Below are 17,809 nucleotides of genomic sequence, written 5' to 3'. Positions count from 1 at the left end.
GATGAGTGTTTACTTCGCCTCAATGAAGTGATATTATTCACATCGATTGGTATAAGGAACTCAATGTGATGAACAGCAGTCAGCTTCGAGCGAAAATTTCCGGTTGGAATCTTTCTCAGACGGAATTCGCGCAATGGCTTCAGGTTTCACCTGGCGCCGTGACCCAATGGCTTGCGGAAGCGCGTGCCATCCCGGGCCCTGTGATTGCTTTCATCAAGCTCTTTGAAAGCCTGCCGTCGTCTCTGCAAACCCTCCAACTATCTCAAGTGAAAGGACATTCAGATATGGAAGGCATGTATGTAATTGAATTCGCGGGTTCGGCTGGCGTTGGTGGCGCAACCCTCACCTTCAAGGATGGAAAGGTCTACGGCTTTGATCTCGGCGGCGGGATCTACGATGGCCACTACCGTGCGGGAACGCAGTCGGGTACGACCGAAGTCGAAGTCGTCGTGAAGATGCCTGCGGGTAGCCCTTCGGTCATCCGTGGTATCGTCCAGCCTTTCGACTGGACTGTGATCGCGAAGGCAATCCTTCCGAACAACGTCACCAGCACCCATGTTCAGGTTCAGACCAACATGGGCGAAGCGGTCTCGGCGAAGTTCACGCGCATGCGCGGGTTGCCGCTCGCAGCATAATCCGATGGTCTGCCAACCGACCATATCGACAAGCGGTGCCGCCCGTGCCTCTGGCGGCACCGCCCGCTTGCACCGGAATCCCCTGAGAATCCCAATCTGCCAAAAAAACGAGCGCCAGAGAAGGCCGTGGAGGGCCTTCCGCGCCGAAGGACGTATTCGGACACGCCGGGATTCGACGTCGAATCCTTGTTCCGGGAGTCGCCTTCCCTGTCCGTCATTTGCGCCGGTCCCCTCCGGCCCGCATCCTTCCTGAAGGACCAAGAGTGAGGTGGCAGCCGATGAAGCCGGAACAAAAGAAGAAGCGTCGAAACTGCGCCGATCGGATGCGGCAAGCTCTCATCGAACGTCAGCGGCAACGACGGGGCGGCGATCCGGCCGGGAAAGTGGCGCTTCAGCTTCTCGGCATCCTGTCTGCCGTGCTCGCCGTCATGCCACCGCTTCCGATGCCTGCGTTCTCATTCTCCCCGCCGCCGCGTCGGCCACGGCCTTCACCCGGTGTTTCCTCGCCTCCGGGTGAGGCGATACGTCGTCTGTCCGACGGCGATGGAATTCGTTCTCCGGTGGCATCCCGGGAGTCCGAACCTCGGTCTGTCCGGAGGGCTGAGATCAGCCCTCTCGATGACGAGGATCGCGGCCCGACCGCGTGGAAGATGGAACGGGGTATCGATCCGCCGTACTATCAGACGAGTAGTCGCGCCGCGCCAACCTGGTCGCGGTTAGTCAAGGATTTGAAGCGCTCGCGGAGCAAGGAAAAGGCCGCCGCCCTGCTCGAATACCGCGTACCGCCGGAGGCCGTGGAGTGGCTGAGAAACCGCGTCTTCTTCGAGGACTGGCTGTCTCTCCGGCAATTGGGCCGGGACGGCGCCAGTGACGACGAGATCGCCGCCGCAGCACTTGCCGAGGCGAAGAAATGGGAGGCTGCGCAAGCGAAGCCACCGGAACCCGATCCGAAGCCCGATCAGGGGACGGACGGTTCGGGAGAGCCAGATTCCGGAACAGGATTGAAACCATGAGCGACAACATCACCATGACCGCCCCCAGCCTCTCCGATTTCCTCGCCCGGATCGGACTGCCTCAAGCGGCCCGCGACCGCGTGATTGCCATCGATCAGAAGCTTGCCGACGCGCTTGCGAGCGATGATCCAGATGCGAACGGCTGCGCCGATCTGGTCCTTGAGGCGGCGGACCTGATCGCCGATCTCGATCCACCCGGATTCGACTGGAAGGGGTGGGCCGATGATCCGGGTGATGACGATGGCTTCGACTTCGACGCAATCGAATGGGGCGAAGAATGATCCGCGCCGTCGTGTTCTTTCTCGGACTCGCCGTAGCCGTGCCGGTCCACGCGGAATCGATCTCGCCCGCCCTGACGTGGGGCGGCGAATCCGACGTGGCGCACTGGTCGGAGTTCGTGCCACCACCCGCAGCCTTCTCGCTGTCCATCGCGGGGGAGGCGTCCGTGACGACAGGGGCGGCACTCGATCTTCGTGCGGTCATCCATCCGGTCGTAACCGGACGGCAACCGCCACCTGTCACCTATCTGCTGTTCGGGAAGCTGCCACCCGGTGCGACCTTCGATGCCTCGACGGGATGGATCGGCGGGCGGGCGCTGGAAACCGGATCGCATCGAGTCTGGGTGTCGGCAACGGATTCGACAGGAGCAACGGAGACGGCGGGCGTGACCATCGTCGTGACCCAATGACGCGAAAACGGGGCCGATGAGCCCCGCTGTCCACTTTGTAATCGATTTTAAAGGCCGTAGGAGGCCTTCTGAGCAGTCGGGTGGTGTCTTTACCCGTCCAAATCTGGTTATGCCTCCTGTCGCCGCTATTCTCGCTGCGTGGCGTTCTGCGCATCGAACTCGTCCCACAGTGCCTTCGAGAGTGCCTTCATTTCTCTGAGCGGCTCATTTGCCCTATTCGCTCGCGCTGCTTCCTCGGCTTCGGCGAGTGCCGCTTTATCGGCCTCGTACCGCTTTCGCCATTGCGCGGTCCTGTCACGATATTGGTCGCGGAGTTCATGGACGAGCGCGACGTTGCCAGAGTCGAGATAGTCCCACGCATCGCTCTCCGACAGCGTCGTTATGCCTTCCAGCGTTCCAAGCACAAGACCCATCGCGCACCGGACGGATGTCGCGCCGGGGATTTCTTCCGGCTTCTTGTCGCCGCTGAGGACATCTTCGATCCGCTCTCGGACCTGTCGTTCGAATCCCATTCTCTCTGTTCCTTTCGTTACGCAACCACTTCCAGCCGAGGGGTGGGCCGCAGCCACTGCCGGGCGGCTTCCTCGGCGGCGGCAAGTGCCGCTTCCTTGCTGTAGGCGATGTCCAGCGTCACGTGCCTGAGTTCATGGTCACCCGCATCGATGTGCGTGTCTACGGTATAAACCCAGCGGCCCTGTGTGTCGGCAGGCAGCGGCGCGGCATATAGGGAGAGGAAGCGGCCATCGGATGCCGTCGCCTCGGTTACGAATGCAACGTCTCCCGCCCATTCTTCGATCGTGACAGTGTGCTTCATGTTCAAGTCCTTTCTGATTGTCATGCGGCTTGCTTGAAAGTTTCCAGAGCTCGGAGACCCCGGCGCTGAACGTCGCGCGCAAGGGCTTGCCCGGTTCCCGGAATGCGGGTCCGCCGGACAAGATGCTGCGCGCCCGACTTCCGCTCCCGGATGAGGATTTCGGCACGGTAGAAGAGAGTGCCGACGACATCGGCATGTACGGTTTCGATGACGAGGACATCGATTGCGAGTCCGCGAATTACGGTGGTCGTCGTCTTCATCCGAAATCTCCATAACTCATTGAAAACATGAATTTTATAGCAGATTCCGAGAGTTGAGCCCAGGACGGTCGGAAATGATTTCCGGGCTCCCGGAAACAAGGCGTCGAAGTTGTTAACGTGATTCAGGATGGCACGGCGGCAGGCTGGGGTTGACAGTGCGAGGGGCGGCATAGGCTCTTGTCCCGCCTTGGCCTAACAGGGCATGGCGGTGCCCGAAGGGCATAAGAGCCGCCCCTCCCGCTGTCACCGATCGCGAAGGTTCCGCGTCCATTGTTTCCCCGGTCCGCGTTGCGGATCGGATCGAGACACGTGGCTCGATCCGAAGGATAGGAAACAATTGGCGTGGAAGGGCGTGAGGCTACCCCTGCCGAAATACAAGGGGTGAGCATATCGGAGCTGTCAGCATCGCGCCGTGGTAGCTAGAGGCGGGAATTCGCGCATGCTGAGACCGGATGAAAGGCAGCCGCAGGAAGTCCAGCAACGCGCTGCGGCGGCGACTGGGACCGACTGCCTCCGGCGTAGCGTTCATCAGTTTAGTTGGGTGACATCGGAAAGAATCAGTCGCTTGACCTCTCCGTTGGCAGAACGGATTTTTGTCGCGAACAGCTTCAATTGATGCGGCACGGCGGTCGCATTGCCATGTAGGGACCACGTCAAGTATCCGGCCTTCAAGGAGGGAAAATCTTCACCCGATCGAAATGGGACGATCCGCGCCAACTCATTGACGTAGGCACGACCATTCCCAGTGATTGAGTTGTATCTAGTCACATTTCCTTGCATTTCCTCGACCTGGTCGTTCCCGTGCCGAGTGTTCACCCACGCACTTGTCTCCGAGTCAAACTCAAGAAGTGGAGAGCGAGGGCGTTCAAGAGTGATTTTGGGGATGCCCTCGTCGATGGCGCGGTGCCCGCGCTGAAGGCTTCCTTCCAAGGTCTCAGCGAGATCATCGAAGAAAGGTTCGTCGTCCGTGCTGAGGCGCGATACGTAAGGGGTCTCAGGCTCAACGTCTAGCTGCCCCGTGGCTTTGCTGAACGAGTACTTGATGAAGTCGTAGAAGATAGGCGCAGCTACCGCGACGGTTGCTGGATACTTCTCGATGACCGCGATGATATCGAGAAGAACGCTGCCATGACGCGGAGCTTTCATATAGAAAGTAGCGCCCTTCAGGGCGGTCGCTCTGCTGACGACTTCTCTGTTCAGATATGCGTGCGTCGCGATCTGCAACGCTTGAGCGAAACCATGAAATGAGTTGGTGCCGTCATACAACTCCAGCCGATGTTCATCCGCCTCCCCTCCTGAGAATCGAAGCTTTAGTCCAAACTCGTGAATCTTCACATATCCCCCCATAGTCCGTTACCGGGAGGGAAGTTGCAGCAGGCACACGCTAGAGTCAATTCGTTGATAATAGACCATTTTAAGTCGCAGAAAATAATGCCTCAATCTGAGAGAAAGTCACCGATGGCGTTGCCGAATGATCCGACCGTTTCCGTCCAGAACGGGCGGGGTCAATTTCCTTTTCTTCACTGTGACCTTTGGAAGTGGTGGAGGTGCGCTTCCCGTTGATGTGCCGATGAAGCCAAGGTCGATAGGCGATCTGAAAGCTTCCACGACTTCTTGAAGTTTGTCGGTTGTGAACCGCTTGGTGTACGTGCGGCCTTCGCTACCTCCACCCTCGTGTCCCATGATCGCGTCGATGTGATCGTTCTGAAGATTGGTGGAGCCCAGTACTGTTCGGAAGGTATGGCGGAAGGAATGGAATGAGGTCTTCGATCCCACCCCTAGATCGATCTTCAGCTTCGAGAACTCGCGGCTGAACCCGGAGCTGACCTTTCCTTTATGAAGCGTCAACTCGGGGGAAAACAGGTGTTCTGAGCCTCTGGAACGCTGTTGCGTGGCAAAGTTCATGAATCCGTGCTGGATCAGCCACGAGTGGATCGGTATGAGGCGGGTTCCAGATTCAGTCTTGGGGTCCCATCCGGTTCGGGCAGTAATGTTGAAGCAGTGGATGCCGTCCCTCGTGATGATGTCTGTCTCCGGGCGCAGACGGCATATCTCCTCCAGTCGCATGCCGGAATGCAGTGAGATGAGGGGTAGCCAGTGCAATGCACCGGAATCCGGCGCATCGCGGTATTCTCTCGATGTGAAGAGGCGTTGCAGGTCTTCGCGTGACCAGTCGTCACGGGCGGATTTCTTCGACTTCGTTCCCGGAAACGAATGGCCGGAAAACGGTTGGACGGCCACGGGGATGTGCTTCTTGTGGACGAGCCATTTCCAGATGGAGTTCATGCCAGAGAAATGGCGCTTGGCGGTCTTCATGCTGACGCGGCGTAGGTCCTTGTCAGCCTTGGCGCGGGCAAGTTCCTTTTTGGCGGATGTCGTCCCGCCCTTGCCATGCGCCGCAGGCATCTGAAGAACTAACTCACGGAACTCGGCGGCTGTGTCGAAGGTGATCTTTCCAACAGGGAGGTCGCCCATCAACGCGACGAACATTTCCACGGTCTTGAGGTACTGATCCGTCGTCTCGTCGCCAAGAGCCTTGTTGTAGTTGTATCCGGCGATGATGTCCTGTTGCCATGCCTTGATGAACGTCGAAAGCTTCGTCATGTTCGCGGGTGGTTCTGATGGCGCTACTGTAGCTACGGTCTGCATTGTGGTCGTCGCCTTGAGTTCCTCTCCAAAGACGTCGTCCATTCGACGATCGACATACTCGCGTAGCTGTCTCTGAATCGCTGTCGCTGTCCTTCGAAGACGGTCCCCGCTTCGAACATCAAAATATTCTGAGTGGTCCAGCGCGGCATTCGCTTCCTGGCCGAGATTGTCACCGTAAGAGACGCCTTCATCCGCGCTCATCTTGAGGAGCGTGTCCGGCAGGGATTCATGATACGCCCTGAGGCTACCGGGCGACATCTCGTCCACGATCTTGAGGCGTTGCTTCCACGGTGGCGTGTCCAGCCATCTGCGCACGGCAACCCGGATATCGTCATCCGTCAATGGAAATTCATCGTCTTCTTCCAACATCCGAAACAAACTCTCTGTGGCAATAAACAGGTGCGCTGCTCGCGCTCTGGCTGTTCTTCGCACGGTGGTCTTTAAAGACCTGTATATTTCGGACTGACCAAGGCGAGCTTGCAGAGGGGTGGGGACGCGCCGCCGGAAGAAGAAGGAATCGGCTTCGCGCCGGAGGAAGTTCGACATCGCCAAAGGCACCTTGTGGGGGTGCAGCGTGGGGGTATTCCCGACGCTGGCGACATGAAGCTAAGTTATTGAATTATAACAGTGAAATTGGCTGGGGAACCTGGATTCGAACCAGGACTAACGGAGTCAGAGTCCGTGGGTCTACCGTTAACCTATTCCCCACCGTGGGCGGCGGCGTGGCCGTTGCCCGTGAGGCGGGCTTATAAACAAAAGGCGCGCCGATGCAAATGGTTTTTTTCGGGAAGATGCCGCGGCCGGGCCGTGTCGTCGTTCGGTCACAAAAAGAATTTGGCGAAAGGCCGTGCCGCTGGTAAGGTCGTCCCAACGAAAATCGAGAGAGCGCCTGCTGCAGCGGACAAGGCTTTGCGCGGCGCGATAGGCTGAGACGTGAACGACCCCGACAGCGGCGTGAAGCCGCCCGTTTCCGGGGCGCGAGATGCGGGCAACGGGGCGCTGCCGAAGCGGTCGCGCCGCCGCAAGGGAAAGCAGGCCGGAGCCAGGATTCCGTCCACCGTTTTCCCGTCCGCAGGCCAGTCGGCCGGCCCGACCGGAGCGACAGAGCGCCCCCCGACCGCAGACGGCGGCGATGCCGCCCGCAGGAACAAGCGACGCCGCCGCGGCAAGGGCGGCGGCAGCGAGAACGTGCGTCCGCTCGCGCCCGTCGGCCAGCGCGACGCCCAGGCGTCCGAACAGCCCCAGGCCGAAGGCCGCCATGCCGACGGCCGCAAGGGCAGGCGCAAGCATCGCGGTCGCAAGGCCGCGCCGAAGCCGGCGCCCGCCGGAGCGGCCGCGTCGGCTGCCGTCGCGCCCGCTCCGGAGCCGCGGCCGGTCCGCGAGGCCATGGCCGAGCCGCGCCGCGACCCCGCGCCCGCCCATCACCGGCCGGCCGAGCGCGAGCCCAACGACTCGCCCTTCTATGCCGCCCTCGACCTCGGCACCAACAATTGCCGCCTGCTCGTCGCCCAGCCGACGCGGCCGGGCCAGTTCCGTGTCGTCGACGCCTTCTCGCGCATCGTCCGGCTCGGCGAGGGGCTGGGGGCGAGCGGCCGGCTCTCCGACGAGGCGATGGACCGCTCCGTCGAGGCGCTGAGGATCTGCGCCGCCAAGCTCCGCAACCGCAACATCCGCCGCAGCCGGCTGATCGCCACCGAGGCCTGCCGCTCGGCGGAGAACGGCGAGCTCTTCCTCGCCCGCGTGCGCGAGGAGACCGGGCTGGAGCTGGAGATCATCAACCGCGAGACCGAGGCGCGGCTTGCCGTGTCCGGCTGCTCCTCGCTCGTCGGGCGCGAGACGAAGTCGGTCGTGCTTTTCGACATCGGCGGCGGCTCGTCGGAGATCGCCGTCATCCGCATCGGCGAGAACCGCTCCAGCCGGCTCGCCAACCACATCACCCACTGGACGTCGCTGCCCGTCGGCGTGGTGACGCTGTCGGAACGCCACGGCGGGCGCGACGTGACGCCGGAGAGCTTCTCCAACATGGTCTCCGAGGTGGAGGGCATGCTCGCCGCCTTCGACTGCCCGAGCGATTCGGCCGTCCAGGCGCCGGACGACTTCCACCTGATCGGCACCTCCGGCACGGTGACGACGCTCGCCGGGGTCCATCTCGACCTGCCGCGCTACGACCGGCGGCGCGTCGACGGTGTCTGGCTTTCCGACGACGAGGTGACGGCGATGCAGGCACGCCTCCTCTCCTGGGATTTCTCCACCCGCGCGGCCAATCCCTGCATCGGCCCGGACCGGGCCGACCTCGTGCTCGCCGGCTGCGCGATCCTGGAGGCGATCCGCAAGCGCTGGCCCTCGCAGCGCATGCGCGTCGCCGACCGGGGCCTGCGCGAGGGCCTGCTCACCGACATGATGGCCGACGACGGCGTGTGGCGGCGCGGCCGCCACCGCCGCTTCCACCGCGGCCCGCGCAAGCCCGAAGGACAGGCCTCATGACCAAGCCCCCCGTCGGCGGCAACCGCACCGGCCGCAAGCTCGGCCAGAAGGTGAAGAAGGGCAAGCTCAAGGCCTCTTCGCGCCGCTGGATCGAGCGCCACATCAACGATCCCTACGTGCAGCGGGCGAAGCTGGAGGGCTATCGCGCCCGGGCTGCCTTCAAGCTCCTGGAGATCGACGAGAAGCACCACATCCTCGCCGGCGCCCGGCGCATCATCGACCTCGGGGCGGCGCCCGGAAGCTGGTCGCAGATCGCCGCCAAGGTCACGGGCTCGACGGATGCGGACCCGCGCGTGGCGGCCATCGACTTCCTGGAGATGGACCCGCTGCCGGGCGTGCGCATCCTGCAGATGGACTTTCTGGACCCGGAAGCGCCGCAGAGGCTGATCGAGGCGGTCGGCGGCACGCCGGACCTCGTCCTCTCCGACATGGCCGCCCCCACCACCGGCCATCGCCAGACGGACCACCTGCGCACCATGCATCTGTGCGAGGTCGCCGCCCATTTCGCCGTCGAGGTGCTGGCGGAGGGCGGGCATTTCCTGGCGAAGACCTTCCAGGGCGGCACGGAGCGCGAGCTTCTCAACATGCTCAAGCAGAATTTCAAGCAGGTCATCCACGTGAAGCCGGCCGCCTCGCGCGCCGAATCGGTGGAGATGTTCCTCCTCGCCAAGGGGTTCAAGGGACGCAAGCCGGAGGCTGGTGCGGCGGATTGATCGGGGCGCTGCCCCTCATCCCGCTGCCGCGCCTTCTCCCCGCGAGCGGGGAGAAGGAGAACTTGGCAAAGATTTCCTGAAATCCGGAAAGCCGCGCGGCATATCCCTTCTTCCCGCTTGCGGGGAGAAGGTGCGGCAGGCGGATGAGGGGCGGACGACCCCCTTCACTTCACCGCCGTCGTCTCCCGCTCCACCTCGCCCAGGCGATGCCCCGAGACCGAGGCGCCGGCATTGCGCGCCATCGTGAGGAACGGAAAAACCGCCGTCAGCGTCAGGCCGGCGATGATCATGAAGGCGAGCTGGAAGTCGGAGAGCGTGAGCGCCGAGCCGGTGATCGCCGTCTCGATCTCCAGGATGGAGCCGGCCACCGCCACGCCGAGCGCAAGGCTCATCTGCTGCAGGACGGCGGTCATCGCCGTCGCCTTGCTCGCGTCCCGGTCGGGGATGTCGGCGAAGGCGAGCGCGTTGACGCTGGTGAAGAAGAAGGAGCGGGCGAAGCCCGCGACGAGCAGCACCGCGGCGATCAGCGCGAAGGGCGTCTGCAGCGTGAAGAGGCCGTTGACGAAGGTCAGCACCGTGCCCGAGAGGCAGGCGACGATCAGCGTCGTGCGGAAGCCGGCGAACGACAGCACCTTTTTGGCGAGGAACTTGGTGGTGATCGCGCCGATCGCCCCGGTGAAGGTGACGAGGCCCGACTGGAACGGCGTCAGCCCGAAGCCCACCTGCAGCATCAGCGGCATCAGGAAGGGCACGGCGCCGACGGAGACGCGGAACAGCGTGCCGCCGATCGCCGCGGCGCGGAACGCGCTGTCGCGGAAGAGCGTGAGGTCGAGAAGCGGCGCCGGATGCCGACGCGCGTGGCGCACGTAGAGCGCGCCGCAGCAGAGGCCGACGGCGGTCGCCGCGAAACCCACCTGCGGCGGCAGCGCCGGCAGGCTGACCACCGAGAGGCCGAACATGGTGCCCGACGCGGCGACGGCGCTCAGCAGAAAGCCCTTCCAGTCGAGCGGCGGCGGCGCTGCGCGGATTTCCGGCAGGTAGATGCCGGAGAGCACGAAGCCGAGAATGCCGACCGGTACGTTGATGAGGAAGATCCAGTGCCAGGAGAAATAGGTGGTGATGAAGCCGCCGAGCGGCGGCCCAGCGAGGGGACCGACCAGCGCGGGGATCGTCAGCAGGGCCATCGCCGAGACGAGCTCGCTGCGCGAGGTCGAGCGCACCAGCACGAGGCGGGCGACCGGCGTCATCATCGCACCGCCCATGCCCTGCAGGAAGCGGGAGACGACGAAGCCGACGAGGCTTTCCGCGCCCGCGCAGAGCACCGAGCCCGCCACGAAGACGAGGATCGCCAGCCGGAACACGCGCTTGGCGCCGAAGCGGTCGGCCATCCAGCCGCTCAGCGGAATGAAGGTGGCGAGCGCGATCATGTAGGAGGTGAGCGCCAGCTTCAGCGTGATCGGGCCGACGCCGAGATCGGCGGCGATCGCCGGCAGCGAGGTGGAGATCACCGTCGAATCCATCTGCTCCATGAAGAGCGCGACGGCGAGGATGAGGGGAACGATACGATTCATCGGGCACCGGCAACCGGGCTCCTGGGCGAGCCCGCCCGTCTTCTGCGCCTCGTGCGCGGCGCTGTCAAATGGCGGCCGCAGGGGCAGCAATTGGATATGGTCTATGAGGGTTGCCTTTTGCCCCTTCTCCCCGTCGGGGAGAAGGTCGCGGCAGCGGGATGAGGGGGACGCCGCGGCGAGGCCACGGTGCGTTCCGCCCCCTCATCCGGCCCTCCGGGCCACCTTCTCCCCGAGGGGAGAAGGAAGAACGGCGAGGTCGTATTTCATCTGCGATCACGCCTTGGGGCAGGCGGTGCGGCCTAAAGGCGTTTTCCTATTTCCATTCCGGCGGGAACGTGTTACCAGCCCTCGCCAACTTCCAAGAATTTCTTGCAAGCGACCAAGGTGGACAACTCCCGATGTTCCCCCTGGGGCGCTCGCTTTACACCGAAGGAACTTGGCCCATGGCGCGCATCATCGAAACGGCAACCGGTCTCGAAGCTCTGACCTTCGACGACGTCCTCCTGCAACCCGGCCATTCCGAAGTGATGCCCGGCCAGACCAACATCGCCACCCGCATCGCCCACGATTTCGAGCTGAACCTGCCGATCCTCTCCTCCGCCATGGACACCGTGACGGAAAGCCGGCTCGCCATCGCCATGGCCCAGGCCGGCGGCCTCGGCGTCATCCACCGCAACCTGACGCCGGCCGAGCAGGCCGAGGAGGTCCGCCAGGTCAAGAAGTTCGAGAGCGGCATGGTCGTCAATCCGGTGACGATCGGCCCCGACGCCACGCTCGCCGAGGCGCTGTCGCTGATGAAGGCGCACGGCATCTCCGGCATCCCGGTCGTCGAGAACGGCGGCAGCGGCAAGGCCGGCCGCCTCGTCGGCATCCTCACCAACCGCGACGTGCGCTTCGCCTCCGATCCCTCGCAGAAGATCTACGAGCTGATGACGCGGGAGAACCTCGTCACCGTGAAGGAGAGCGTCGACCAGCAGGAGGCCAAGCGCCTGCTGCACCGCCACCGCATCGAGAAGTTGCTGGTGGTCGACGGCGACGGCCGCTGCGTCGGCCTGATCACCGTGAAGGACATCGAGAAGTCGCAGTTGAACCCCAACGCCTCGAAGGACGCGCAGGGCCGGCTCCGCGCCGCCGCCGCCATCTCCGTCGGCGACGACGGCTTCGAGCGCGCCGAGCGGCTGATCGACGCCGGCGTCGACCTGCTCGTGGTCGACACCGCCCACGGCCATTCGCAGCGCGTGCTGGACGCCGTCGCCCGCGTGAAGAAACTGTCGAACTCCGTGCGCATCATGGCCGGCAACGTCGCCACCGCAGACGGCACCAAGGCGCTGATCGACGCGGGCGCGGACGCCGTCAAGGTCGGCATCGGCCCGGGCTCGATCTGCACGACGCGCATCGTCGCCGGCGTCGGCGTGCCGCAGCTCGCCGCCATCATGGGCTCGGTCGAGGCGGCGGAGAAGGAAGGCGTGCCCGTCATCGCCGACGGCGGCATAAAATTCTCCGGCGACCTCGCCAAGGCGATCGCCGCCGGCGCCTCGGCCGTCATGGTCGGCTCGCTGCTCGCCGGCACGGACGAGAGCCCGGGCGAGGTCTTCCTCTACCAGGGCCGCTCCTTCAAGGCCTATCGCGGCATGGGCTCGGTCGGCGCGATGGCGCGCGGCTCGGCCGACCGCTACTTCCAGGCGGAGGTGCGCGACACGCTGAAGCTGGTGCCGGAGGGCATCGAGGGCCAGGTGCCCTACAAGGGCCCGGTCTCGGGCGTGCTGCACCAGCTCGCCGGCGGCCTCAAGGCCTCGATGGGCTATGTCGGCGGCCGCGACCTCAAGGAGTTCCAGGCGCGGGCGACCTTCGTGCGCATCTCCGGCGCGGGCCTGCGCGAGAGCCACGCCCACGACGTGACGATCACCCGCGAGAGCCCGAACTATCCGGGTTCGGTCTGAGTTCGGCCTGACCGCGGGCGCGCCCGCGATTCCTGTTCCGTTTTCCGCGGCGAGGCCCTAGTCTCCGGTGTGCCGGCAATCTCGCCGGCTTCACCTGGGGGACATCATGAAGACGATACTGGCTGGCGCCCTGCTGGGCCTGGGGCTTGCCGCGTCCGCGCATGCGCAGACGGTCAACGCCGGCACCTACGACGTCGAGGGGACGAACCTCGACGGCTCGTCCTACGGCGGCACGGCGACGATCGAGCTGACGAGCGAGACGACCTGCGCGATCGAATGGAACACCGGCACCACCACGTCGCAGGGCATCTGCATGCTCTACGACAACGCGTTTGCCGCCGCCTACGTGCTCGATGACGCCGTCGGCCTCATCGTCTACGAAGTCAAGGGCGACGGCTCGCTGGAAGGCGCCTGGACGATCAGCGGCCAGGACGGCTCCGGAACGGAGCGGCTGACGCCGCAATAGAACGGCTCCAGCGGGAGTGCGAAGCGCAGGAACGACAGGCAGGGCATGCCGTGCTTCTTGGAAAAGCGGAATGCCCTGCCGGCCCGCGGCTCCTCGCGTCTTGAGGCCGGCGCCGGAACCGCCTATGGATGGCAGGAAACGACACGCCGAAGGGTCCCATGTCTCCCACGGAAGCCACGATCTGGCCGATGATCGCGCATGCCGCGCTCGTCTTCATCCTCTATTTTCTGCTGTCCGCCCGGCGCGTCGGCGCCGTCAGGGGCGGCCGCGCGACGGCGGCGCAGTTCCGCGAGAACCGCGAGGAGCCGGCCGAAAGCTTGCCTGTGCGCAACAGCCTCGCCAACCAGTTCGAGCTGCCGGTGCTCTTCTACGCGGTGAGCATCCTCCTCTACCTCGTCGACGCGGACAATGCGGTAACGGTGGCGGGCGGCTGGCTCTTCGTGGCGCTGCGCTATGCCCATGCCTATGTGCACGTGACGAGCAACCGGCTGCGCTACCGCCGGCCGCTGTTCATCGCGGGGCTCGTCGTGGTGATGCTGCTCTGGGCGTGGCTCGCGGTCTGGCTTGCGGTTACGTGACACCCCCTCATCGGCCCTTCAGGCCACCTTCTCCCCGCTGGGGAGAAGGAAGGGGCGCCGACGTTGCGTTTTTCCCCTTCTCCCCATCGGGGAGAAGGTAGCGGCGGCCGGATGAGGGGGCCTTGCAGTCTCCGCTCACCAGCCCGGCAGGATGTGGCCGGGCCTGAGGCGCGGCAGGCGCGGGAAGACCTTGACCTCGGCCTCCGGCAGGTCGTCGTTGCCGGCGAGCGGCGTGATGTTGTCGAGACAGGCCGTGATGTGGCTGGTGATGGCGTTGGAGAGCGACGGCGAGAGCCCCGGCCGCCGCATGATGCCGATCTGCACGGGGGCGAGCGGCGGGAAGCCGTCGGCCTGGGTCAGCACCTTCATGCCCGGGCGCAGCGCCGATTCCGGCAGCACCGAGACCGCCATGCCCGCCATCACCGCCGCGGCGACGACGGTGGACGACCAGCTCGTGAACAGCACCTGGTATTCGCGCCCGACCGAATCGAGCGCCGCGCAGGCGATCTGCCGCCACTGACAGTCCCGCCGGCCGACGGCGAGCGGCACCGGCGCGTTCTCCGGCAGCGGATGGTTCGCCGACATCACCCAGCAGAGCGGCTCGGTGCGCACCACGTCGGATTGCCGCTGGCGCGGGTTGTGGGTGACGAGCGCGATGTCGAGCTCGCCCCTGTTCATCTTCTCCGCGAGGTCGACCGAAGGCTCGCAGACGATGAAGAGCTCGACGTTCGGATGCGTCTTGGCGAAGCGCATGATGATTTCCGGCATGTAGCGGTCGGCATAGTCGTCCGGCGTGCCGATGCGCAGCGTGCCTTCCAGGCGGTTGTCGTCGAAGGCGGCGATCGCCTCGTTGTTGAGGCGGATCATCCGGCGCGCGTAGTTGAGCAGCCGGTCGCCCTCCGCGGTCAGCCGGTTGCCGCGCCCGTCCTTCATGAAGAGCTGCTTGCCGATGCGCTCCTCCAGCCGGCGCATCTGCATGGAGACCGCCGATTGCGTCTTGAACACCCGCTCGGCCGCCCGCGTGAAGCTGCCGGTGTCGGCGATGGCGACGAAGGTCTGGAGCTGGTCGATGTCGAGCGGTGCGGACATGGCGTTACCCATCAGAGTGATTGATTGATACTATTAGAAACATTCGTTGGACTGATCAATGCCTTTCTGCGAAAACGCGATCGACATCGCGGGCACGGCACGACCCCATCGAGGAGCGAAGGGGCGCCATGCCGGAAAGGAGAGATGCCATGCGCATGATCGACCGCAGTCTCGACCTCGACATCCTTGCCGGCCGCAAGCCGGCGCCCGGGCTTGCCGCCCGCCTCGGCAACGCCGCCTCGAAAGTGCTCCGGGCATGGCTGAACCGCGGCGCGCTCAACCGCCTGCGCGAGCTCGACGACCGCCAGCTTCTCGACCTGGGGCTGACCCGCGAGGACGTCCGCGAGGCGATCACGTCCTCCTTCTTCTCCGACGCCGGCCTGCACCTGACGATCGCTGCGCGCGAGCGCGCCCGTCGCCACCTGCGCTGCGGCCATCCGGATTGATCGTCCGCGGCGCCGGCCCGTCCTCCCCGGGCCGCGCCCCTCTTCCCCGCAGGGTGAGAGCCAATAACCCTGCTGCTTGCCCGGCGCGCGACGGAAACGTCCGCGTCGGGCTTTTTCGTTTCCGGGATCAGTCTTTCTTCGCGGTGCCGGCGGGGGCGTCCATGCCGGCGCGCATCGTCTCGAAGACGGACTCGATGTTGCGCTGATAATCCTTCTGCATTTCGAGGCCGGTGTCGAACATCGTGTTGACGAGTGTCTTCAGCGCGTCCGCGGCCGTCCCCTCCGGCTTGTCCTCAGGCGCCGGGGCGCCGGCGAACATCTCCTGGAAGGCCTTGGCGAAGGGGTTGTCGGTGAAGGGATTGGCGGGCGCGTCCTTCTTCGGCGCGGTACCGAAGAAATCCTGCGCGGCCTGCGTGAAGGGATTGTCGAAGGGGTTCGCAGGCTCCGGCTTCCTCGCGAAGCCCGTCGCCTCGGCCCATTGCTGCATCATGTCGGCGTAGGGATTGGCCGGCGTCTTGCCGCCCGTGTCCAGCCCGGGGAAGAAGGTGCCGAGCGACTGCTTGAAAAGGCCGCCCATCAGCGCGCTCGCCATCACCGGCAGCATCTGCTTGTAGATCTCCTGGCCGATGCCGGTCATCTGCTCGGCCTGCGCGGCGATGGCGCGCGAGACCTCCTTGCTGCCGAAGATGTGGCCGAGGATGCTGTTGCCCTCCGCCATGCCCTGCGGCGTGAAGGCCTTGCCCAGGTCCTCGAAATATTGCGCATGTGCGCCGGAGGTGAGCGCCTTCATGAAGGCGGCGAAGTCGTAGGGGGTGGTGGCATTGCGCTTGAAACCCTCGGAGAAGGCCGGCATCAGCGCCGCCATCGCCTTCGCCGTCTGCTCCTGGGCGAGGCCGAACTGCTTGGCCATCGCCTCCACGGCCTTGCCGCTCTGTGCCTGCATCATCATGTCGTAGAGCGAAAGCATCGTGAAACCTCCCCGCCGTCAGGCACAAGCATGTGCCTGCACTATAACGGCAAATCCGGTCTCGCAAACCCGCTTTCTGGGAGGCTCAGTACTGGTAGTCGGTGAAGACCGGCTCGACGGAGCCGCCCCAGCGGCCGTGATAGAGCGACAGCATGTCCTCGGCGAGGGTCGCGCGCTTGGCGAGCACCTCCTCCAGCGGCGAGAGGAAGACCGTCTCGTCGAAGCCCTCGTCGTTCAGCCGGGCGCGGGCGGCGAGGCCGCTGCGGGCGATGTCCAGCACCTGCTTCGCCACGTCGAGGAGCGGCCGGCCGCGGAACTCGGCGCCGAGCGCCTTCGCCGGCACGGCATCGCGCAGCGCCGTCACCTCCTCGACCGTCCAGTCGCGCGTGAAATCCTCCGCGGCGCCGAGCGCCGCGTCGTCGTAGAGCAGGCCCACCCAGAAGGCGGGCAGCGCACAGATGCGCCGCCATGGGCCCCCGTCGGCGCCGCGCATCTCGAGGAAGCGCTTCAGCCGCACGTCGGGGAAGAGCGTCGACAGATGGTTGGTCCAGTCGCCGAGGTTCGGCTCCCAGTCGGCGATCTCGCCCTTCAGCGCCCCGGCCATGAACTGGCGGAAGGTGACGTGGGTACAGTCGTGGTACCTGCCGTCGCGCACGACGAAATACATCGGCACGTCGAGCGCCCATTCGACATAATGCTCGAAGCCGAAATCCGGCGCGAAGGCGAAGGGGATGAGGCCGGCGCGGTTGTTGTCGGTGTCGCGCCAGATGTCGCCGCGCCAGGAGAGGAGGCCGTTCGGCCGGCCCTCGGTGAAGGGCGAGGAGGCGAAGAGGGCGGTGGCGAGCGACTGCAGCTTCAGCGACACCTGCATCTTGCGGCGCATGTCGGTCTCGGAGGAGAAGTCGAGGTTCACCTGGATCGTGCAGGTGCGGTACATCATGTCCAGCCCCTGCGTGCCGACCTTCGGCATGTAGCGGGTCATGATGTCGTAACGGCTCTTCGGCATGCGCGGCGTCTCGGCGAAGGTCCATTTCGGGCTGCCGCCCATGCCGAGGAAGCGGATGCCGAGCGGCTCGGCGATCTCGCGCAGCGTCGCGAGATGCTGGTTCGATTCGCGGCAGGTCTCGTGCAGGTTTTCCAGCGGCGCGCCGGAGAGCTCGAACTGCCCGCCGGGCTCCAGCGAGATCGCCCCCATTCCGGTGGGCTCGGCAAGGCCGATGATGTTGCCGGCGTCGACGATCGGCTCCCAGCCGGTCTTCTCCTGCATGCCGTTCAGAAGGGCGGAAATGCTGGCCGTGCCGGCATAGGGCACGGGGCTGTTGTCTGCCGTAAAGAAGACGAATTTCTCGTGCTCCGTACCGATGCGGAACTTGTCCTTCGGCTTGCAGCCGGAGGCGAGGTACTCCGCCATGTCCGCAGTCGAGCGGACCGGCGTCTGGTCGGTGGTGTCACGGGCCATGGGCGTCTTCTTCCGAACGGATGGCGCCCGGCGGAAC

Annotated in this window: 19 protein-coding genes and 1 tRNA gene; 10 read left to right on the top strand and 10 right to left on the bottom strand. The window is 64.8% G+C overall.

The window, feature by feature from the left end:
* Positions 1–68 precede the first annotated feature (68 nt).
* From NNZ72_RS00210 to NNZ72_RS00195, 4 genes are all read left to right on the top strand, one after another.
* Complete coding sequence (locus NNZ72_RS00210) at positions 69–635, top strand: helix-turn-helix domain-containing protein (RefSeq protein ID WP_257310881.1); 567 nt, start codon at positions 69–71, stop codon at positions 633–635.
* Positions 636–913: 278 nt separating this feature from the next.
* Positions 914–1,648, top strand: a complete 735-nt coding sequence (locus tag NNZ72_RS00205; RefSeq protein ID WP_257310878.1) for a hypothetical protein — start codon at positions 914–916, stop codon at positions 1,646–1,648.
* On the top strand, positions 1,645–1,929 hold the full coding sequence (locus NNZ72_RS00200; protein WP_257310875.1) for a hypothetical protein: 285 nt from the start codon (positions 1,645–1,647) through the stop codon (positions 1,927–1,929). The genes NNZ72_RS00205 and NNZ72_RS00200 overlap by 4 nt, the downstream gene beginning before the upstream one ends.
* Positions 1,926–2,336 carry an Ig domain-containing protein gene (locus tag NNZ72_RS00195; RefSeq protein ID WP_257310871.1) on the top strand — a complete coding sequence of 137 codons (411 nt, stop codon included), beginning with the start codon at positions 1,926–1,928 and terminating at the stop codon, positions 2,334–2,336. Before NNZ72_RS00200 ends, NNZ72_RS00195 begins: the two co-directional genes overlap by 4 nt.
* Before the next feature lie 125 nt (positions 2,337–2,461).
* Here the strand turns inward: NNZ72_RS00195 and NNZ72_RS00190 are convergent, their stop codons facing one another.
* The 6 genes from NNZ72_RS00190 to NNZ72_RS00165 form a co-directional block, all read right to left on the bottom strand.
* Positions 2,462–2,848 (bottom strand): hypothetical protein, encoded by a 387-nt coding sequence (locus NNZ72_RS00190; RefSeq protein WP_257310868.1) that lies wholly within the window; start codon positions 2,846–2,848, stop codon positions 2,462–2,464.
* Positions 2,849–2,865: 17 nt separating this feature from the next.
* Complete coding sequence (locus NNZ72_RS00185; protein ID WP_257310864.1) at positions 2,866–3,150, bottom strand: hypothetical protein; 285 nt, start codon at positions 3,148–3,150, stop codon at positions 2,866–2,868.
* Between the two features lie 20 nt (positions 3,151–3,170).
* Complete coding sequence (locus tag NNZ72_RS00180) at positions 3,171–3,410, bottom strand: hypothetical protein (RefSeq protein WP_257310861.1); 240 nt, start codon at positions 3,408–3,410, stop codon at positions 3,171–3,173.
* A gap of 528 nt (positions 3,411–3,938) precedes the next feature.
* Positions 3,939–4,745, bottom strand: a complete 807-nt coding sequence (locus NNZ72_RS00175) for a DUF7946 domain-containing protein (protein WP_257310858.1) — start codon at positions 4,743–4,745, stop codon at positions 3,939–3,941.
* Between the two features lie 117 nt (positions 4,746–4,862).
* Complete coding sequence (locus NNZ72_RS00170; protein WP_257310855.1) at positions 4,863–6,605, bottom strand: site-specific integrase; 1,743 nt, start codon at positions 6,603–6,605, stop codon at positions 4,863–4,865.
* 88 nt (positions 6,606–6,693) lie between these two features.
* Positions 6,694–6,767 (bottom strand) — tRNA-Gln (locus NNZ72_RS00165).
* Positions 6,768–6,992: 225 nt separating this feature from the next.
* Here NNZ72_RS00165 and NNZ72_RS00160 point away from each other — a divergent pair.
* Together NNZ72_RS00160 and NNZ72_RS00155 are read left to right on the top strand one after the other, a co-directional pair.
* On the top strand, positions 6,993–8,543 hold the full coding sequence (locus NNZ72_RS00160) for a Ppx/GppA phosphatase family protein (protein ID WP_371747661.1): 1,551 nt from the start codon (positions 6,993–6,995) through the stop codon (positions 8,541–8,543).
* Positions 8,540–9,256 (top strand): RlmE family RNA methyltransferase, encoded by a 717-nt coding sequence (locus tag NNZ72_RS00155; RefSeq protein WP_257310851.1) that lies wholly within the window; start codon positions 8,540–8,542, stop codon positions 9,254–9,256. Before NNZ72_RS00160 ends, NNZ72_RS00155 begins: the two co-directional genes overlap by 4 nt.
* 164 nt (positions 9,257–9,420) lie before the next feature.
* Here the strand turns inward: NNZ72_RS00155 and NNZ72_RS00150 are convergent, their stop codons facing one another.
* Positions 9,421–10,827, bottom strand: a complete 1,407-nt coding sequence (locus NNZ72_RS00150; RefSeq protein WP_257310849.1) for a DHA2 family efflux MFS transporter permease subunit — start codon at positions 10,825–10,827, stop codon at positions 9,421–9,423.
* 443 nt (positions 10,828–11,270) lie between these two features.
* On the opposite strand from NNZ72_RS00150, the gene guaB reads away from it, so the two are divergent.
* The 3 genes from guaB to NNZ72_RS00135 all read left to right on the top strand — a co-directional run bounded on the left by guaB (position 11,271) and on the right by NNZ72_RS00135 (position 13,811).
* Complete coding sequence (gene guaB, locus NNZ72_RS00145; RefSeq protein WP_257310846.1) at positions 11,271–12,767, top strand: IMP dehydrogenase; 1,497 nt, start codon at positions 11,271–11,273, stop codon at positions 12,765–12,767.
* A 106-nt stretch (positions 12,768–12,873) separates the two neighbouring features.
* Positions 12,874–13,233, top strand: coding sequence for a hypothetical protein (locus NNZ72_RS00140; RefSeq protein WP_306766133.1), 360 nt, complete (start codon positions 12,874–12,876; stop codon positions 13,231–13,233).
* Positions 13,234–13,391: 158 nt separating this feature from the next.
* On the top strand, positions 13,392–13,811 hold the full coding sequence (locus tag NNZ72_RS00135; protein WP_257310843.1) for an MAPEG family protein: 420 nt from the start codon (positions 13,392–13,394) through the stop codon (positions 13,809–13,811).
* A 135-nt stretch (positions 13,812–13,946) separates the two neighbouring features.
* On the opposite strand, the gene NNZ72_RS00130 is transcribed toward NNZ72_RS00135, so the two are convergent.
* Positions 13,947–14,900, bottom strand: a complete 954-nt coding sequence (locus NNZ72_RS00130) for a LysR substrate-binding domain-containing protein (protein ID WP_257310839.1) — start codon at positions 14,898–14,900, stop codon at positions 13,947–13,949.
* Between the two features lie 149 nt (positions 14,901–15,049).
* Between NNZ72_RS00130 and NNZ72_RS00125 the strand changes: the two genes are divergently transcribed.
* Entirely contained in the window at positions 15,050–15,346 is a 297-nt protein-coding gene (locus tag NNZ72_RS00125; protein ID WP_257310836.1) for a DUF1127 domain-containing protein, read from the top strand.
* A 127-nt stretch (positions 15,347–15,473) separates the two neighbouring features.
* On the opposite strand, the gene NNZ72_RS00120 is transcribed toward NNZ72_RS00125, so the two are convergent.
* Entirely contained in the window at positions 15,474–16,313 is an 840-nt protein-coding gene (locus tag NNZ72_RS00120; RefSeq protein ID WP_257310832.1) for a DUF937 domain-containing protein, read from the bottom strand.
* A gap of 85 nt (positions 16,314–16,398) precedes the next feature.
* Entirely contained in the window at positions 16,399–17,772 is a 1,374-nt protein-coding gene (locus NNZ72_RS00115; protein WP_257310830.1) for a glutamate--cysteine ligase, read from the bottom strand.
* Positions 17,773–17,809: the final 37 nt, after the last annotated feature.

It is taken from the genome of Shinella pollutisoli, assembly GCF_024609765.1.
Lineage (GTDB): Bacteria > Pseudomonadota > Alphaproteobacteria > Rhizobiales > Rhizobiaceae > Shinella > Shinella pollutisoli.
Note: the sequence above shows the minus strand (reverse complement) of the source record. Positions and strands in the feature narration are given on the sequence as shown.

Excerpts from the sequence above, each read along its gene's own strand:
- guaB (WP_257310846.1), top strand. The coding sequence starts at position 11,271 with ATGGCGCGCATCATCGAAACGGCAACCGGTCTCGAAGCTCTGACCTTC.
- NNZ72_RS00170 (WP_257310855.1), bottom strand. The coding sequence starts at position 6,605 with ATGTCGAACTTCCTCCGGCGCGAAGCCGATTCCTTCTTCTTCCGGCGG.
- NNZ72_RS00150 (WP_257310849.1), bottom strand. The coding sequence starts at position 10,827 with ATGAATCGTATCGTTCCCCTCATCCTCGCCGTCGCGCTCTTCATGGAG.
- NNZ72_RS00155 (WP_257310851.1), top strand. The coding sequence starts at position 8,540 with ATGACCAAGCCCCCCGTCGGCGGCAACCGCACCGGCCGCAAGCTCGGC.
- NNZ72_RS00200 (WP_257310875.1), top strand. The coding sequence starts at position 1,645 with ATGAGCGACAACATCACCATGACCGCCCCCAGCCTCTCCGATTTCCTC.
- NNZ72_RS00120 (WP_257310832.1), bottom strand. The coding sequence starts at position 16,313 with ATGCTTTCGCTCTACGACATGATGATGCAGGCACAGAGCGGCAAGGCC.
- NNZ72_RS00185 (WP_257310864.1), bottom strand. The coding sequence starts at position 3,150 with ATGAAGCACACTGTCACGATCGAAGAATGGGCGGGAGACGTTGCATTC.
- NNZ72_RS00125 (WP_257310836.1), top strand. The coding sequence starts at position 15,050 with ATGCGCATGATCGACCGCAGTCTCGACCTCGACATCCTTGCCGGCCGC.
- NNZ72_RS00195 (WP_257310871.1), top strand. The coding sequence starts at position 1,926 with ATGATCCGCGCCGTCGTGTTCTTTCTCGGACTCGCCGTAGCCGTGCCG.
- NNZ72_RS00205 (WP_257310878.1), top strand. The coding sequence starts at position 914 with ATGAAGCCGGAACAAAAGAAGAAGCGTCGAAACTGCGCCGATCGGATG.
- NNZ72_RS00190 (WP_257310868.1), bottom strand. The coding sequence starts at position 2,848 with ATGGGATTCGAACGACAGGTCCGAGAGCGGATCGAAGATGTCCTCAGC.
- NNZ72_RS00210 (WP_257310881.1), top strand. The coding sequence starts at position 69 with ATGAACAGCAGTCAGCTTCGAGCGAAAATTTCCGGTTGGAATCTTTCT.
- NNZ72_RS00135 (WP_257310843.1), top strand. The coding sequence starts at position 13,392 with ATGTCTCCCACGGAAGCCACGATCTGGCCGATGATCGCGCATGCCGCG.
- NNZ72_RS00115 (WP_257310830.1), bottom strand. The coding sequence starts at position 17,772 with ATGGCCCGTGACACCACCGACCAGACGCCGGTCCGCTCGACTGCGGAC.
- NNZ72_RS00140 (WP_306766133.1), top strand. The coding sequence starts at position 12,874 with ATGAAGACGATACTGGCTGGCGCCCTGCTGGGCCTGGGGCTTGCCGCG.
- NNZ72_RS00180 (WP_257310861.1), bottom strand. The coding sequence starts at position 3,410 with ATGAAGACGACGACCACCGTAATTCGCGGACTCGCAATCGATGTCCTC.
- NNZ72_RS00130 (WP_257310839.1), bottom strand. The coding sequence starts at position 14,900 with ATGTCCGCACCGCTCGACATCGACCAGCTCCAGACCTTCGTCGCCATC.